Source organism: Vibrio sp. YYF0003 (genome assembly GCF_036350715.1).
Taxonomy (GTDB): Bacteria; Pseudomonadota; Gammaproteobacteria; order Enterobacterales; family Vibrionaceae; genus Vibrio; species Vibrio natriegens.
On sequence record NZ_JAZDWA010000002.1, the window covers coordinates 644,664 to 662,483 of the forward strand.

Below are 17,820 nucleotides of genomic sequence, written 5' to 3' on the forward strand. Positions count from 1 at the left end.
GAATCATTTAAATGCTGCTTTATAGATGCGAGCGAATCCATATAAATTAAAACGTGTGGCGGGCTAAATAATCCGATAAATAGGGTGCCTTGCTCGTTGAGATTCATGTATTCTTTAGCGCTAGCCGTAGAAACTAAAAGCAGACGCAAAGATATGAATATTGGTTTAATAATCGCTTTGGTAGCCATCTTATTGGTCTTGATCCTAGGCTATAACATGATGTTGCAATACAAGGTCAAAGTCGAAACGGCAAGAAGACAGGAATCCGCTCGTTACGTTGCTTTAATTGACGGTACTGAAGAACTTATTGGTCACGCTCACCATATTCCTTTCAGCCATGATCTTCTGCTATGCCTGAACAATCGAATTCTTGACGCCTTAGAAGCGATGCAACAACTCGATCCAAAAAATAAACAGCTCTCCCAGCGGGTCGAAAATCTCAAGCAGCAAATTGTCCAGTTAAAATTAAACGAGCAATCTGGTGACAGTACGACATTCAAAATGCCAAGCAGCGATAAACAAGCCATTGCGATGCTCAAACTGGTGAAACGCCTGAGAGACACGGTTCGTAATGAGCATAATAAAGGTCGACTGGATACTCAGACTTACGTTAGTGAGAACGCTCGCTTGGAAACAATCCAAATCCGCATCAATATCGAGAACGTAATAAAAAGAGCCAACGACTCTATTGCTCGTGGTCAACCAGGCACTGCACTTCAGCTTCTACGTAAAGGCATTGACGCATTGAGCACCAAAAATGACGCTTATTCCATTCAGGCTAAACAAAAGCTTGAAGAGATGCTGGGTGATTTAGATAAAAGACGCCAAGATAAAAACAACGCAGAAATTCAGCAACTGGCCGATAAAGAGCGTGACAATGATATGGAAGTGCTCTTCGGTGAGAAGAAAAAGTGGTAATATCTGCTTAGCTTTCCACTCATGGAAAAGGCTGCTCTGGCAGCCTTTTTTGTATCCAGACTACCAGTGGATAAAAATCAGAACGTAAAGTATTAAATTAACATGATAAATTTAGACGCCTATCAAGATCTTCTTGCTCCTATCAACCAGTTTCTACAGTGCAATACACCTGACGCGTGGGTTGAAGAAGCCAAGAAACCAGAAAATCTTCAAACCATTTTGTTAGACCACCTACTTTGCGAGCTCAAAGCAGGCCAGTCAGCCATGTTTTTGATCCGAAAATACGCCGTTGATCAAAACAGTTCACACGCGCTGCTAGACTGGTTTAAACCCTATGAAGACTTTGCTTATCGCAATGTTGGCTCATTAGAAACATTGAAAGGCAAAAGTAATATTTCCAAATCAATTATGGCGAAATCAGACTCACCATATAGTCAGGATCTGATTGATAAGATGGTGCTTTTGATCAAAGAAGAGTTACACCACTTTTATCAAGTGCTCGAGATTATGGAAAGCCGTGGCATTGAATACCAGAACATCCCGGCAAGTCGCTATGCTAAAGGGCTGATCTCTCATATGAAAACCCACGAGCCAGAAACGTTGATCGATAAGCTGATCATTGGCGCATACATAGAAGCGCGCTCCTGCGAACGCTTTGCGAAACTGGCACCACATATGGAAGAAGATATCGCTAAGTTCTACATTTCTCTGCTGCGTTCTGAGGCCCGTCATTACCAAGACTATTTGGTGCTGGCTGAGCAAATCGCAGGGAAAGACATTAGTGAACGCATCGAATACTTTGGACGTGTCGAAGCGGATCTCATCTTAACGCCAGACGAAGATTTCAAATTCCACAGTGGCGTACCCGCTTAATCGTCGGATAAAAAATAGAATAAAGCCGGAGCATGCTTCTTTAAGGGGTCACTTCAAGTCCCGGCTTTTTATTAATTGAAAAAACTGAATAGAATTTCATCATTCTACTGTTCCTCTCCCCCTACTTTGTGGCTTAATAGCTTAAACAATAATAACTTTTCTCGACGGGTACCCGAATGGACTCGGTTTTAAATCAGTTGCAATTTTCTCTATCGATTACAGGCCCTATCTGTTTGATGCTAGTGCTCGGGGTGGTCTTTAAACGAGTTGGCTTGATTGATAATAACTTTATCGATGTGGGGTCAAAGCTGGTCTTCAAGGTGACACTTCCAGCTATGCTATTCATCAGCATTGTGTCTTCAGAACATGACTTCGCTTCAGCCAGTAATTTCGTCAACTATGGCATCATCGCCAGTATTTCATTTTTTGTTTTTACCTACATTTCCGTCAAGTTGTTATTTCCGACCTCCCCTGATCAAGGAGTGCTGGTGCAAGGCGGGTATCGTGCTAATACGGGCATCATAGGTCTTGCTTACGTGTCTAGTGCTTATGGCCCATCAGGCGTCGCGTTAGCCGCTCTTTATGTAGCTGTCACCACCTTTATCTATAACGTACAAGCGGTGATCTGCTTATCACCTAAAGGCGCGACATCCGTCTCTCAGGCCGCGAAATTAATGTTTCGTACACTGACTAAAAACCCATTGATTATATCCATTGTTCTCGGGATGCTTTTTTACATATTGTCGATCCCTGTGCCTAAAATCGCGATTGATGCAGGCAATTACTTGTCGAAAATGACATTACCACTTGCATTGTTATGCACGGGCGGATCGTTGAATTTGCGCTTAATGAGACAAGAGAAAGGCCCATCATGGTTTGCCAGTAGTTACAAACTTCTGGTAGCACCTGCGGTAATCACATTAGGTGCGTATTTGGTCGGATTCAGAGGTGTTGAGCTAGGCATTTTGTTCTTTATGAACGCTTCGCCCGTTGCGGCGGCAAGTTACGTCATGGCCCGTTCTATGGGCGGAAACTCTGTGCTGGCGGCAAACATTATTGCTATGACAACCGTCCTTTCCACACTAACTTGCACCCTAGGGATCATCATGTTGAATTCTCTGGATTTGATTTAAACATGAATTCAGCAGGTCCGAACTTACGTTGACTTGTGGGTTTCGCTAGCTCTATTGTCAGTCGTGATTGGCCAGCGTCACCTTCCTGATCAGACGAACGAACTCCGAGGTTTCCGACTCAGACAAGCAAGAGAAAAAATCCCGCTGCAAGTTAGTCATGATTTCATGTACCTTTTGCAACGTATTCTGGCCGTCAGTTGTCAGACTTAGCATCTTGATTCGACGGTTTGATTCACATTTAGAAACCTGTACCAAACCTCGCTTTTGCAAATTATCTACCATACGCTTCGCAACGCTACGTTCGCAGATTACGGCATTCGCTAACGCTTGCTGACTCATTGGCTGAAATTCTTCGATCGCCGCCAGCGCACTCGCCATCTCTAAGGTGATCAAACTTTGACGCGATAGTTCGGCCTGCGCACGATTTCGATACATACGTTGCATTACGCCACAAACAAACATCGGACTTTTGTCTAAAACGGTAATTGGAGAAATCTTTTTATCTTTCATGGATGGCTATTTTTAAGTAGAGCAGATAAACAAAGAGCGCCGAAGCGCTCTTATATTACAAAACTATCAGTAGTATAACTTAGTTCAAGCTATTAAGGTCTACTTTGAAGATTCAGATTCTTGAGCCAACGCTTGTTGTTGTTCTTCCTGCTCTTTTCTCGCTTTGCGGTCAAACAAACGTTCTACCACGACGAAGAAGATCGGAACAAAGAAGATCCCCAACAATGTTGCACTGATCATACCGCCAAGTACACCTGTACCTACTGCGTTCTGACCTGCTGAGCCTACACCAGAACTAATAGCCAAAGGCACAACCCCAAGGCCAAACGCCAGTGACGTCATGATGATCGGGCGTAGACGCACTCGAATTGCATGCAACGTGGCTTCAATAAGCCCCGCACCTTTCTCGTAGTACTCTTTAGCAAATTCAACAATCAGAATGGCGTTTTTGGTCGCCAGACCGACAGTGGTTAATAGACTTACCTGGAAGAACACATCGTTATCCAAACCTCGTCCCATCACCGCAAGGACCGCACCAAGCACACCCAGAGGCACCACCAATACAACTGCGAACGGTACAGACCAACTTTCATAAAGTGCAGCCAATACAAGGAAAACAACCAGAATCGACAACGCGTATAGCATTGGAGCCTGGTTTCCGGATAGGCGCTCTTCATAAGAGATACCCGTCCACTTCACTTGGAAACCTTCAGGTAACTGTTTTACCAACGATTCAATCTCGGCCATCGCATCACCAGTACTAACGCCAGGCGCTGCGCCACCCTGAATGTTCATCGCAGGCAGGCCATCAAAACGTTGTAACTGAGGAGAACCGTACGTCCATTCGCCATGAGCAAACGCAGAGAATGGCACCATGTCACCATTGGAGTTACGCACGTACCAAGAATCAAAGTCTTTAGGTTGCATACGGAACTCAGCATCACTCTGAAGCATTACCTTTTTAACACGACCACGGTCAATGTAGTCGTTGATGTAAGCGCCACCCCATGCCGAAGACAGGATTTGGTTAACGTCATCAATACTCACATTCAAAGCGCGTAGCTTCGCGTGGTCAACGTGCACTTGGTACATCGGCGCATCCGCCTGACCGTTAGGACGCACGCCAACCAAGTTAGGGTTTTGTGCTGCCATACCTAGTAACTGACCTTGCGCTGCAACCAATGCATCGTGCCCTTGGTTTAACGAGTCTTGAAGATAGAAATCAAAACCGGTGGCGTTACCTAACTCTTGGATTGCCGGAGGCGCAAAGGCATAAACCATCGCCTCTTTGATGGTCGAGAAGTAACCCATCGCTCGACCCGTTAATGAAGCTGCGTCCATTCCCGGCTCTTTACGCTCTGACCAATCCTTCAAGTTAATGAATGCCATACCCATATTTTGTCCCTGACCAGCGAAGCTAAAGCCAGCCACGGTAAATATCGAGTTAACCGCATCTTTTTCTTCTTCAAGGAAGTACTCACGCATCTTATCGAGCGTTTTCTCGGTTTGTTCCTGCGTTGAGTTCGGTGGCAAAATCGACATAGAGAAGATAGTGCCTTGGTCTTCATCAGGTAAGAAAGACGTCGACAGATTAGTAAAGAACCAACCTGCACCCGCTGACAACGCAACAAACAACAACATCATACGGCCCGTGCGTTTTAGCAGTCTTGCTACGCCTGATTCGTATTTTGAAGTTAAAGAGTCAAACTTGCGGTTAAACCAACCGAAGAAACCTTTTTTCTCTGACAGTTCTGCATCGCCTTTCTTCAGCAAGGTCGCACACAGCGCTGGCGTCAAGATGATCGCAACCAGTACCGAAAGCGTCATAGCTGCAACGATCGTTATCGAAAACTGACGATAAATAACTCCGGTAGAACCTGTCATAAACGCCATCGGTACAAATACCGCAGATAAGGTCAAACCGACACCAACCAAGGCGCCAGTGATCTGCCCCATCGATTTCTTGGTCGCTTCTTTAGGTTCGAGCCCATCTTCGTGCATCACACGTTCAACGTTCTCTACGACTACGATGGCATCATCCACCAGCAAACCGATCGCCAGAACCATCGCAAACATGGTTAAGGTGTTGACGCTAAAGCCCGTCGTATACAAAACCGCAAACGTACCAAGCAAAACAACCGGAACCGCGATGGTCGGAATAAGCGTCGCTCGGAAGTTCTGCAAGAACAGGTACATGATCAAGAACACCAAAACAATCGCTTCCAGAAGCGTTTTCACTACTTCATGGATTGATGCTTCAACAAAAGGTGTGGTTTCAAATGGGTAAGCGATCTTTAAGCCAGCCGGAAAGTTTTCCTGTAACTGTGCCAAACGCTCTTTCACCGCGGCAGCCGTTTCCAGCGCGTTCGCTCCAGTACCCAGAGAAAGACCCAAACCCGATGCTGGGAAGCCATTGTACTGACCCTTGATGTCGTAACTTTCCGCACCACGTTCCACACGAGCAACGTCTTTCAAATACACATTTGCGCCGCTGGTGTCGGACTTAAGAATGATATTTTCAAACTCTTCGACACTGCTCAAGCGGCTTGCGGAAGAGATGGTTGCATTCAACAACTGCCCTTTTTGTGCTGGTGCTGCGCCAAGCTGACCTGACGAAACCTGAGCATTCTGTTCACTGATCGCGCCAGCGACATCAATCGCAGTCAGATTAAACTGGGTCAACTTAAACGGGTCTAACCAAACACGCATCGCATATTGCGCACCAAACGCCTGAACCTTACCAACACCTGATACACGGCTGATTGGATCTTCAATGTTCGATACCACATAGTCTGCGATGTCATTTTGTGTGTAGTCTGGATCTTCAGAATACAGGGCAACAACCAGTAGGAAAGAGGTGTTCGATTTCTCGACAACAATACCTTGGCTTTGTACTTCACTCGGTAATGAGGTCAGCGCTAACTGTAGCTTGTTTTGTACCTGAACCTGAGCAATATCCGGATCGGCTTCGCTATCAAATGTTAGCGTAACTGTCGCATTACCAAACGCATCACTGCTTGATGAAAGGTAACGCAAGTAGTCAAGACCAGTCATGTTTTGTTCGATAACCTGCGTAACGGAATCTTCAACCGTTTTTGCAGACGCGCCCGGGTAGCGAGCAGAAATCGTGACCGTCGGCGGTGAAATGGTTGGATACTGCGACACTGGCAAGTTCATCAGGGACATGACCCCCGCCAGCATAGTCAGAATAGCCAGAACCCAAGCAAAGACCGGACGATCGATAAAGAATCGTGCCATGATTACTCCTGTTCACCGGTTTGAATGCTTACAGAACTACCTGGCCCTACCTTTTGCAGACCAGCCGTAATCACTTTGTCGCCCGCTTTCAGGCCGTCGATAATACGCCATTGGTTATCAACCACTTCAGCTGTCGATACCGGAGTCGAGACAACTTCATTGTCTGCGTTAACAACCATCACGGTCGCTTGTCCCCTTGCATCACGAGTTACCGTGTTTTGGGGTACAAGGATAGCTTCAGGGTCAACACCCGTAATCACCGTGGCACGAACAAACATACCCGGTAGAAGCAGCCCATCTGGGTTAGGGAATTCCGCACGCAGCGTGACACTGCCAGTGCTCTCATCAACATTCACTTCAACAAACTTCATTGTGCCTTTGTGAGCATAGGTCGAACCATCTTCTAGTTCTAAAGTCACTTCGGCTGACTCATCCTGCTGGATATGCCCTTCCGCCAGAGCGGATTTCAGACGCAGCAATTGAGCTGATGACTGCACGATGTCGATATTAATTGGATCAAGCTGTTGAATCGTCGCTAACGTGTCAGACTGGTTTGCAGTAACCAAAGCACCTGCCGTGACACTCGATTTACCGATAACACCACTGATAGGTGCCTTAACCTGAGTGTAAGACAAATTGATTTTCGCAGTATTGATGGCCGCTTTAGCGACTAATGCCTGAGCTTTTGCTTCTTTGTAAGCCGCTTCCGCTTCATCGAGATCTTGTTGACTGATTGATTTTTTCGAAATGAGGGCACGATAACGCTTAACCGTTGCAAAAGTGGATTCTTCAGTCGCATTCGCGCGGATCAATTCTGCTTCAGAACTTAACAGAGCCGCTTGATAGGTTGAGTCGTCAATCTGATACAGAGACTGACCTTGTTCGACAACACTACCTTCTACAAAGTTACGTTCCGAGACAATACCACTCACCTGTGGGCGTACTTCTGCTTCTTTAAACGCACGGCTGCGGCCCGGTAGCTCTACGGTTAACATTTGACGAACTGGCTCAACAGTCATCACTTCGACTTCTGTTGCTGGAGCGGCACCACCGCTTTGCTTCGTTCCTTCTTGGCTTGGTTGGCATCCGGCCATAAACAGGCTTGACGCAATCAACAGCGATAGCGTGGTTTTACGTCTCATTAAACATCTCTCTTCTTACTTTCTCTAAAAACCATTCAGGCGCCTAAATACACCTAAAAAATGTGGTTATAATTGTTGAAGTTACATTCAAAAATTACTTAGGATGATAATTACCCAGTGTTGTACATACAACAATATTTACGTTTCTATACGCTTGCAGAATACGTTTGTCTGAAAGGTGTGCTTAACATCTCAAAACTGATTATTTTGCGTTGGAAATCACATTTTTCTGTGTGCAATAATATTGCTCAAAAAGAAGACATATTGATGAAATAATCACCAGAAGTTTGTACAAAAATTTGATCCCAAGTCCACTTTTATTTCTTAAACGCCTAAGAAACAATTCGTAGATAACCAAAAGTAATGTTAGCTAATGCACTAAAAATGACCTGAATTTATGCATGCATTCTTATTTTTAGTACCCGAAACCGGGCTAGGATCAATTAACACAACACTTTCGTCGCTGGCAATGCTTATGCGCGGACCGCTTTATGAGTTAAACGCAGATGCATAATCCCCACTAACAAGCCCCACAATGTCGCGCTCACACCAAGAAAACTGATTCCGGACAGAGTGATAAGAAACGTAAACAGTGCAGACTCTCTGTATCCTTCGTCATGAAAAGCCGATTGCAAACACATCATTAACGTCCCTAACAAGGCAAAACCCGCTAAGATTTTTGTTACATCGTCAGGGAGTGATAAAAAGATCGCCACAACCGTCGTCGCGAACACACCGGCAATCAGATAAAACACCCCGGCCCATATCACTGCGCGGTAGCGTTGTGTTTTGTCTGAGTCTACTTCTGGTGTCATACAAATTGCTGCTGAAATTGCGGCAAGGTTGACACTAAAACCACCAAATGGCGCTGACAAAATATTGGTGATTCCCGTGCCCATTAAAATGGGTTTCACTGGTGTGTCATATTGGTAACTTTTCATCATCGCAATACCAGGCAAATTCTGAGAAAGCATCGTAATGATATAAAGCGGGATCGATAAGTTCAGTATCGCACCGAGATCCAAACCCGGAGTGACCCACATAGGCTGAGCAATGGAGAGTTCCTCGATGTTAAGCGTGGCGTCTTCCACCGCAACCGCGCAAACAACACCCAGGATAAGAAGTACGAGCATTGCGTACCTTGGAATCGTATTCTTAGCTAACAAAAAGCCAGCAAACATAATTAAAAATGTGATTGGTGCGCTGCTCACTGCTTGAAAGCTCCCTAAGCAGAACGGCAACAAAATAGCACCAAGCATCGCAGTGCCGAGTTGTGGCGGAATGCGTTCAAGTGCTCGACTTAACGGAGAAATGAGCCCCGTCAACAAGATCAAAACACCAGATACAACAAAAGAACCGATGACGACTGACAATTCATACTGCTGTGAAGCAATGACCAACATCGCCGCTCCGGGTGTCGACCACGCGGTCAGAATCGGCGTTTTATAAAACCATGAATAGGCGATGGAGGTTAACCCCATTGTGACGCCCAAGGCCAACAACCAGCTTTCTATCTGACTGGGTGTCGCACTGGCAGAGGTTGCCGCCTGAATGATAATCACCACCGAGCTGGTGTAGCCCACTAACACGGCAGTAAACCCTGCTGACAAGTGACTTAAATTGAACAGCTTTTTCATCCTTCGTTCTTCCCTGCTTTATGGTAAAATTTTTGTGCGCTATAACATACAAACAAAAAGATAACATTGTGCGCAATAACGCACAACAAGGTATTTAGTTATGAATGAATCAGCATTTAAATCCGAGATTGCTCACCACCTGAAGTCTGAAAGGAAAAAAAGAGGATTGAGTCTGGATGCGACCTCTAAACTGACTGGGGTTTCAAAAGCGATGTTAGGGCAGATCGAGCGAGAAGAATCAAGCCCGACGATTTCGACGCTGTGGAAAATAGCCAGTGGTCTGGACACATCTTTCTCTGCGTTTTTTGCCAATGACCCAGAGCTACGCTCTGCAGATCAGGCCTTCCCCGACGACTCAAAGATGAAAGTGAATACGCTATTTCCTTACAAAGCAGATTCAGGTTTGGAAATGTTCGAAATCACGCTGACTGATCATCATCGCCAAATGTCCTCTCCGCATGGAGTTGGCGTCATCGAACATATTCATGTGTTGAAAGGGGAAATGAATGTGTTCTTCAACGATGAATGGCATCACTTGGCTACGGGAGAGAGTATCCGCTTCTTCAGTGATCAACCACATGGCTACGAAGCTGCCACAGAAACAACCACATTCCAGAACATCGTTTGTTATCCGAGATGACCATCCCTGCGAGTGTTGATTGGAACGAACCTCCCATTCGGGCACTTAAAGGACCTCAGAAAGTGTATAAGTCTCAGACTAAAGACTACATTTTATATGCCGATGCCCCACACAGAACATTCAGCAGTCGTGTTCTGGCAACGAATAGTTGGGCTTTATTTCTTCCTGTGTTTAGCCAGAGTGGTAATGCTCTGGCTTCTTTTTACCTGCAGTAAAATGGCTGGAGAACTCCCTTCATCAATTAGCGCGTTCTCTTTACCCATTCTAAGGTGTTGTCTAAGTTGGTGGAGTCAAGGCTGATGCACTGTGTCTGATTCATTGATGACTGGCAAAGTGATGTGAGTACGGCTCCCGGAGCGCATTCCATTGCCAATTTTACGCCACGTTGTCCCATCATCGACAACGTATCCCAGAGGTTCACCGTTTGACACATATTGAACGCTAAGTCGCGACGTATGCTTTCAGCGTCGTGCAGCACCCGGGCTCGGTTGGCGCTGACGTAAATACTCTCAGCGCGGTTGATCGGTACCTTTTGCATTTCGGCATACAACGTTTCAGCCTGAGACGCGAGTAACTCACAGTGCGAAGGCACCGAAACGTTAAGGCGTCGGGCGCTATGTGCCTGTGCTTTTATTGCCTGTTCACAGATCCGGTCGAGGTCGTCGAGCTTGCCTGATACGATGGTTTTATTCTCTGAATTAACGTTGGCCACATAGACACACAGCCCCTGTTCTTGCGAGTGGAGTACCAGATCACTCACCTGATTCTGTGAAAGCCCAATTATCGCCGCCATGCCATAACCGCTCGGATAGGCCTGAGCCATCAGTTCGCCTCTTAGCGACACAATATTAAGCCCTTGTTGCACATCTAAAATGCCACTGCAAATTGCGGCAGTAAACGCTCCGATTGACAGTCCCATCATATAGTTTGGCTGCACACCATGGGCTTTCAGGTAGCGATACTGAACATACCCAGAAATGGTAAGCGCTAACTGTACATCCTTATTTGAGCTGTTCTCATCAAGGCTATCAAAATTAGTTGGAGAGTACCCCAATGCCTCTTCCACCTGCTGCAAGGCCAATTCAACCTCAGCGTGACAAGGTAACTCAGATATCATGTTGGGGCGTTGTGTTCCCTGTCCGGGAAAGGTCATTAGAATACTCATGATTAAGGCTTCTCTGATCGAAGGGTATGCCCAGCAGCAAAACCTAAACCGGGCAAAATAGAGCAAATTTAAGAATTAGGATATCCAAGGGTTATCGGTCAGTAGCGGGCCCTCATCCGTTTTGATCAGAACGTTAGATTCTCCACGGCCTAAAACCCATTCTCTCAAAGCCACGGCCCCTAAAGCCGTCTCTATTTGCGTATCGACCCTGCACGCTAATTTGTCTAGCTGATCGCTTAAAGAAGTTAGCGTTTCTACTGGCACCGGCTCTGATAAGTAAACGGTCATGTCGATATCACTGTCCTGATGCGCGCATGGCATTCCCGTCGCCAACTCGTAGCCTAAACTGCCTGTGACGCCCCACTCAATTCCATACGCCTGACATATTGCATCCACATCAGTGAGCGTTTGAAAAGCTACTAACTCACTCGACTGCCAGTACGCCCGTGCATGCTCTGACTGAACAAGCTCTCTAGGCGAAACTGACTTGACGACTGATGATTTACACGCCCATGCTGCCAAACGTTCACTGCGGGTTTTGCCTCTCACGCCGACGGGAATTAGGGTTTGTCGGCTAGCCCGGCGGACAACAACTGGCAGAGACTGATTATGGCTCGCGTACCAGCTGGGCGATTCATTTCCTTCCAGGGTTATTTCATCGACCCACAATAAATCATGTGCGTTAAAAGACATCATCAGCCTCCTCGTTACCCTAATACACCCAGGCTTGTTGCATCTGCTCTCGAATATGACGGGTTGCTTGTCGGTTCTCCCCTTGCAGACGATGAGACCAGTCATTGCCATTGACTTGGATATCTTCCAATGCTGCAGAAAAGAGAGAGCGAATATGGTCAATATCCTGATTAGAAGGCTGCTGCGCATTCTCTACCGAGACCAACTTCCACAATAATCCCAGTGTATTGTAATTGTTGATATCGTACGCCATCGGCGGATGTTCAGCAGCGAGTGATTCTAGCTGTTCAACGGTTCTTAGCGTCACCTTCGCCGCCGAGGCTTTACCCATCGCATGCACACTGCACTGCTCATCATCCAAAGCAATCAATCGAGACGCCTGATAACCATGAGCAAGAAAGCCACCTGACATCGCTTTGCCCACAATCAAACCTAACACCGGGTGACCCGCCTTACGAGCCTGAGCGTATGCATTAGCCGCTGCTGCTAATGACAAATGAATGCCATAAGCCTCTTCGCGGCGACCGTAGGCCTGAGAAGGAACATCAATAACCGCGACAATGATCGACTTTGAATGGCTGTCTTGATCACGTTCAACCACCTGACGCACGGCCTTCGTAACATTCCATCCTTCCAGTAGCCCAACTTCACCATTTCTCGCTCGTGGGAATGGATTATTGAGGTCTTGAGTCACGTTAATATAGCGAACCGGAAGGCCATTAAACTGATCATCAACGACTTGTACCGATGGAGAAAAACCAGTGACTATCTGACCGTTCTCGGCCAGTGCTTTCATCCAAATATCACCTCGTTTATTCATCAGCCTCTCCTCCTGCTAAATCTGAACATACCTGTGTAGGCGTTGCTTGAACCGATGTATCTACCTGATTCAATATCGATAAATAGTGGTCAATTTGTTCACTACGGGTTGTTAGTGGCTTGCCAGATTGAAGCGTCTCAACAAGCTGTTGTTTAATCGTGTTTGCTTCATCTTCAACTAAATGATCGACCAAATTACTTCGATATCTCTGCTCACCACCGGTGATGCCCCAGATAAAAGGTCGATCGGAAGCGTCGTATTCCGCGATCCCCGCTTCCTGCTCAATCACCGCCGGGCCATTCAAACCAAGTCGCGCTTCACGGGTGACGATAAGCTTGCTGCAAAGTCCTGCTGCAATCGACATGCCACCAAAGCAACCCACGGCTCCGGCCACAATCCCCACCACAGGGACATAATCATTTAGCCCGATAATAGCTGAGTGGATGTCGGCAATGGCAGCCAAACCAAGGTTGGCTTCCTGTAATCGGACACCTCCAGTTTCAAGTACAATGACCACTTGAGTTTTTACACCGCGTTGATTGTCTTGCAGGGCGAGATCAAGAGCGGCTGCCATTTTTGCACCAGAAACTTCACCAATCGCGCCGCCCTGAAACCCACCTTCTATTCCGAGAACAACGGCGCGCTGACCATCAATTTTTCCTAGCATCACAACCGCGCCATCATCACTTTGTGAAACGATGCCTTGCTTAGGTAGCCATGGGGACGTTAACTGTGCTTCACAACCCAAAAGCTCCGTAACTGAACCTTCATCGAACAGGAACTGACAGCGCTGACGTACTGGCATTTCGACAAAAGAGCGACCCATTTCCGAGCTATCGAACGAAGGATTCGTTTGTTCCTCAAGCTGCTCGAGTGCCTGAGCCAGCCTGAGGTTAATCACGCCGGGAGTCGCGCCAAAGTCATTAATGGTGACCGTCATCGCTTCGTTAACCTCATCAAACGCACGCGATAAAATCACTTGCCAAACTTCATGACGATGGTTAATTGAAGTCGAAATATTCACGTCGATTTGGGGGCTTGAGTTTGGTTGCAGCAAAACTTCTAAGTCACCAGACCCAACATTACCCACCCGCACGTTTTTGGAAACTGAGTGCTGACCTGGATAAGTAAATTGCAGTTGTTCCATTGCTAATAATCTCCTTTATAAATCAATGAACTGGAATCATTAATCAACCAAAATGATGCTACGGTTTACTATTGCATCGACAAAGAGTGTCGCCGCTAACAGATCAGCTGCGCCTCCCGGAGAAGCATTGATAGCAACCATGTCTCTGTTCAATTCGATGAGCTTGTTAAAGCCTGACTCCGTCGCCACTCCACCAGCACGAATGATGTCATTCGCGCCTTTTTGCATCAGTGTTAACCCCTTCATTCCAGATCTGGATAGCACGCACGTATCGGTCAGTTCTGCCATCAGAGCTACTAACGCATTCAACTGCGCATGAGGCTCAGAGTCACCATTCTGCCGACTGGTGATAAGAGCCGGAAACGCGATGTCTAAAATGGCAGGAAACCCATTCTGAGCTTGCTCTCGAGCGCCGTTGATCTGATATTGGCGTGTCGCCTTAAGTCCTTTACTCCACGTTTGTTTGACGAATTGATCCGGCAAACAAGCGATGCGCCCGGCGACCACACACAGATCATTTGACGTCGCGTGTTCTCCCAGCATCCCTGCGGATGTAGCCAGTAAACCCAGCGCCCAAATCGCACCACGATGCGTGTTCACATTATTGGTCACCATCATCATTTGCGACTCGGCATCTCGGCCAATGCGACCAATTCTCTCTCGCAGATCAAGCAAAGAATCCGTAGTCTGATCAGAGTGATACCTTTGTCCTTCTGCCGCCATTTGCGCGAAATAAGGCGCAAGACAGTTGGCCGAACGCACCATCAATTCAACAGTCAAATCACTGTGTGATCCGGTATCCCACTGATCAACCAAGCCAGGTTTTGGCGATAACATAACTTCAGCGACCAACGCATCACGCGCCAATAAACCTATTTGATTTGCCAATGGAGAAATCGTTGTGTATTCCTCCCAATTTGGGCGGACTTTCTGAGCAATATGCGACATTAACGTTCCCTCTACCTACTGCTTATTTAGGCGTTTGCTATTACTACTTAGCGGCTAATAAACAAGTGCTGTTCTATAAACCCATCAGCCTACCAACTGCGGAATTTCGCAGGAGGCTCGTACAAACCTTCAGACCACTTAACCAGCTCATTCATATTTTTCGCGGCTAACAAGTCACGAGTCGCTTCAGAGCGTTTGATACCCAGATCCTGAGGTGTGGCGACCTTACCTTCGGCCCGGAGTTTATCTATCTGGCTTTTAGTCACTGTCTGCCCTAAGTGAGTAACGCCAGCCACCGCAGCAATCATCTGTTTACGCTCTTCCAGATCTCGCGCCATGTACAGGTAAGCAATGCCTTCTTCGGTCAATACGTGGGTAACGTCATCGCCATAAATCATCACTGGCGCAATCGGCATATTGCTGTGCTGGCCAACATCAACCGCATCAAGCTTGTCGACGAAGGTTGGCTTTTCCCCGCTTTGGAATGTTTCGACCATCTGTACCACCAGCTTTTTACCTTTGAGGATGTCTTTGTCGCGATCGGTGATGAGATCCAGCCAGGCATCACTCGCGTGTCGACGTCCACGAGGATCGTGCCCCATGTTTGGCGCACCACCAAAGCCGGACAATCGACCATGCGTCACAGTTGACGAGTTGCCTTCCGCATCCATTTGCAGTGTTGCACCAATAAACATGTCTGCTGCGAACTGGCCAGCCATCTGACACATAGTTCGGTTCGAGCGCATGGAACCATCGGGGCCGGTAAAGAACACATCTGGTCGATGACGGGCGTACTCTTCCATGCCTAATTCGCCACCAAACGAGTGCACGCTTTCAACCCAGCCTGATTCAATCGCTGGTATCAATGTAGGATGCGGGTTTAATGTCCAGTGCTGACAGATCTTGCCTTTCAGTCCCAGTTTTTCGCCGTAGGTTGGCAGAAGTAATTCGATCGCGGCGGTATTAAAGCCAATACCGTGATTGAGGGTTTGCACTTTATGCTTGGCATAAATCCCTTTGATTGCCATCATCGCCATCAAAATATGGGTGTCTTTGATCAATCGGGGGTCGCGAGTGAACAGCGGTTCGATAAAGAAGTCTTTGTCAGCTTCGACCACAAAGTCGACCCAATCGCCAGGAATATCAACACGTGGTAAGTCATCGACCGTATCCACAATCTTGTTAACTTGAGCGATAACGATGCCGTCTTTAAAAGCAGGCGCTTCCACCAGAGCAGGTGTATCTTCCGTTGATGGACCTGTATATAAATTGCCTTTTTTGTCAGCTGTGTAGCCAGCCACTAGGGCAACATTGGGAATTAAATCGCAGTACAAACGCGAGTAGAGTTCGATGTAGGTATGGACGGCGCCAACTTCTAGTATTCCGTCAGCGAGCATTTGAGAAATACGTACGCTCTGTTTTCCTGCAAAAGCGAAATCCAGCTTTTTGGCTATCCCCATTTCGAAAATATTCATATGCTCAGGCAAGCTCACACTCGGCATGATCATATGAAGGTTATTCACCGTTTCGGGATTTACTTTTTCTAGACTGCGCGCCAAGAAGTCAGCCTGTTTTTGGTTATTGCCTTCGAGGATAACTCGATCACCGGATTGGATAATTTTTTCCATCACTTCAACAATATTTTCGGTTGGAATAACCTTCCCTTCCGTTATTGAATGAACCGATTTAATTCGCTGCTGTTTTAAGGTGCGCTTAATATCCCACTTCTTCTTTTCCGTCATAAAAGTGCCTCACGATCTATTTCAATCACGCTGTTATTTCTTAATTTGAAAAATAACCCGCTATTCCATGGCATTGTTTTCCGTGAACTAATGTCAGTGACAACGCTCTGAATCTATCCATAGATTCAAACTACTCGTGAACGAGACCACATTCAATTAACTGACAAGCAACACTATTAACCTAAAGTTAACAATGCTATGGTGATGACATCATTGGAACGGATTCGAACAAACATGATTAACGATGGTGTTACGTTAAAGAAAATAATGATTTTTCATGAATTTATGAAACACAACAGCATGAAAGATGCTGCAAGTAATTTGGATATTAGTGTGGTGAGTGTGCATAAAGCGCTGCACTCATTAGAAGAAGCGATTGAGTGCCCACTTTTCGAGACTCAAGGCCGTTCCCTCCGCCCGCTGAAAAGTGCGGAAACCTTGTATACCTACTCAGAAAAACTGTTGAATGAACTGGATTCCGCCATCAAAGAAGCGAAAGAGCAGCTGGGGATTCAAGCCGACAAGTTGGCATTAGGTAGCTTGTATTCGTTAACGTATGATCTGGTTCCAAGTGTTGTCTCAGGTTTGCAAAATCGACGACCAGAGCTTCAGGTTTCGATCACCCAAGGCTCGAACCAAACGCTACTGCAACGCTTAGATAAAATGGAAATCGACGTCGCACTTATTGCGCAACCGCACACCGCGGCGAATAGTACCTATACTGTCATGCCGATCTATCAAGATCACATGGTGATTGCGTTATCCAACTCTTCGCCTTTTGCCAACAAAACCAAGATAGCACTGGAAGAGCTCGCCAATGAAAAGCTCATCACTCTATCGCCTGGCTTTGCTACCTATGAACATTGCATGAAGTGCTTTGAAAGGGACAACCTTAAACCTAATATCGGCATGCAGGTGGAAGATATTTTTACACTAATGAACATGATTCAGTCTGGCGTAGGCTACTCGATCGTTCCAGCACGATTAAAAGACAAATACCAACCACACGTTACGTTTGTTGATATCGATACCCTTCACCCCGAGCCTGAACCTCAAACCGTGTCTCTGGTTTGCTTAAAAACGAAAGAGCGTGAGATAGGCATACTGAGTTGCATCGCAGAATGTCGCTTATACGCGCTCAAACATAAAGCGTAGAATTAACAACTAGAGTCAGAAAACCCCAGACAATGGGTC

General features: G+C 46.5%; 15 protein-coding genes. 5 read left to right on the forward strand and 10 right to left on the reverse strand.

All coding sequences use genetic code 11. The features are described 5' to 3' along the window. The first annotated feature begins 153 nt into the window (after window positions 1-153). The 3 genes from V1U08_RS09425 to V1U08_RS09435 all read left to right on the forward strand — a co-directional run bounded on the left by V1U08_RS09425 (window position 154) and on the right by V1U08_RS09435 (window position 2,924). Complete coding sequence (locus tag V1U08_RS09425) at window positions 154-918, forward strand: DNA repair protein (RefSeq protein ID WP_330470472.1); 765 nt, start codon at window positions 154-156, stop codon at window positions 916-918. 102 nt (window positions 919-1,020) lie between these two features. Further along, on the forward strand, window positions 1,021-1,791 hold the full coding sequence (gene miaE / locus V1U08_RS09430; protein ID WP_065296634.1) for a tRNA isopentenyl-2-thiomethyl-A-37 hydroxylase MiaE: 771 nt from the start codon (window positions 1,021-1,023) through the stop codon (window positions 1,789-1,791). A gap of 176 nt (window positions 1,792-1,967) precedes the next feature. Continuing rightward, complete coding sequence (locus V1U08_RS09435; protein ID WP_330470473.1) at window positions 1,968-2,924, forward strand: AEC family transporter; 957 nt, start codon at window positions 1,968-1,970, stop codon at window positions 2,922-2,924. A 57-nt stretch (window positions 2,925-2,981) separates the two neighbouring features. Here the strand turns inward: V1U08_RS09435 and V1U08_RS09440 are convergent, their stop codons facing one another. The 4 genes from V1U08_RS09440 to V1U08_RS09455 form a co-directional block, all read right to left on the reverse strand. Beyond that, the gene (locus tag V1U08_RS09440; RefSeq protein WP_330470474.1) at window positions 2,982-3,434 is read right to left on the reverse strand and encodes a MarR family winged helix-turn-helix transcriptional regulator; all 453 of its coding nucleotides are present in this window, start codon (window positions 3,432-3,434) and stop codon (window positions 2,982-2,984) included. A gap of 99 nt (window positions 3,435-3,533) precedes the next feature. Further along, on the reverse strand, window positions 3,534-6,692 hold the full coding sequence (locus tag V1U08_RS09445) for an efflux RND transporter permease subunit (RefSeq protein WP_330470475.1): 3,159 nt from the start codon (window positions 6,690-6,692) through the stop codon (window positions 3,534-3,536). A 2-nt stretch (window positions 6,693-6,694) separates the two neighbouring features. Next, a complete protein-coding gene (locus V1U08_RS09450; RefSeq protein WP_330470476.1) occupies window positions 6,695-7,834 on the reverse strand; it encodes an efflux RND transporter periplasmic adaptor subunit in 1,140 nt (379 codons plus the stop codon). Between the two features lie 473 nt (window positions 7,835-8,307). Further along, window positions 8,308-9,471, reverse strand: a complete 1,164-nt coding sequence (locus tag V1U08_RS09455; protein ID WP_330470477.1) for a benzoate/H(+) symporter BenE family transporter — start codon at window positions 9,469-9,471, stop codon at window positions 8,308-8,310. A 100-nt stretch (window positions 9,472-9,571) separates the two neighbouring features. Between V1U08_RS09455 and V1U08_RS09460 the strand changes: the two genes are divergently transcribed. Beyond that, window positions 9,572-10,111, forward strand: coding sequence for a helix-turn-helix domain-containing protein (locus V1U08_RS09460; protein ID WP_065299434.1), 540 nt, complete (start codon window positions 9,572-9,574; stop codon window positions 10,109-10,111). A 241-nt stretch (window positions 10,112-10,352) separates the two neighbouring features. Here V1U08_RS09460 and V1U08_RS09465 read toward each other — a convergent pair whose 3' ends face one another. The 6 genes from V1U08_RS09465 to mdcA all read right to left on the reverse strand — a co-directional run bounded on the left by V1U08_RS09465 (window position 10,353) and on the right by mdcA (window position 16,626). Then, window positions 10,353-11,276, reverse strand: a complete 924-nt coding sequence (locus tag V1U08_RS09465) for an ACP S-malonyltransferase (protein WP_330470478.1) — start codon at window positions 11,274-11,276, stop codon at window positions 10,353-10,355. Window positions 11,277-11,351: 75 nt separating this feature from the next. Continuing rightward, entirely contained in the window at window positions 11,352-11,969 is a 618-nt protein-coding gene (locus tag V1U08_RS09470) for a malonate decarboxylase holo-ACP synthase (protein WP_330470479.1), read from the reverse strand. A 19-nt stretch (window positions 11,970-11,988) separates the two neighbouring features. After that, a complete protein-coding gene (gene mdcE / locus V1U08_RS09475) occupies window positions 11,989-12,789 on the reverse strand; it encodes a biotin-independent malonate decarboxylase subunit gamma (RefSeq protein ID WP_330470480.1) in 801 nt (266 codons plus the stop codon). After that, the gene (locus V1U08_RS09480) at window positions 12,782-13,936 is read right to left on the reverse strand and encodes a biotin-independent malonate decarboxylase subunit beta (protein ID WP_330470481.1); all 1,155 of its coding nucleotides are present in this window, start codon (window positions 13,934-13,936) and stop codon (window positions 12,782-12,784) included. The genes mdcE and V1U08_RS09480 overlap by 8 nt, the downstream gene beginning before the upstream one ends. 39 nt (window positions 13,937-13,975) lie before the next feature. Continuing rightward, window positions 13,976-14,884: a triphosphoribosyl-dephospho-CoA synthase gene (locus tag V1U08_RS09485; protein WP_330470482.1), complete on the reverse strand. Its 909-nt coding sequence runs from the start codon at window positions 14,882-14,884 to the stop codon at window positions 13,976-13,978. Between the two features lie 89 nt (window positions 14,885-14,973). After that, window positions 14,974-16,626, reverse strand: coding sequence for a malonate decarboxylase subunit alpha (mdcA, locus tag V1U08_RS09490; RefSeq protein WP_330470483.1), 1,653 nt, complete (start codon window positions 16,624-16,626; stop codon window positions 14,974-14,976). A gap of 267 nt (window positions 16,627-16,893) precedes the next feature. Between mdcA and V1U08_RS09495 the strand changes: the two genes are divergently transcribed. Beyond that, entirely contained in the window at window positions 16,894-17,781 is an 888-nt protein-coding gene (locus V1U08_RS09495) for a LysR substrate-binding domain-containing protein (RefSeq protein WP_255212191.1), read from the forward strand. Window positions 17,782-17,820: the final 39 nt, after the last annotated feature.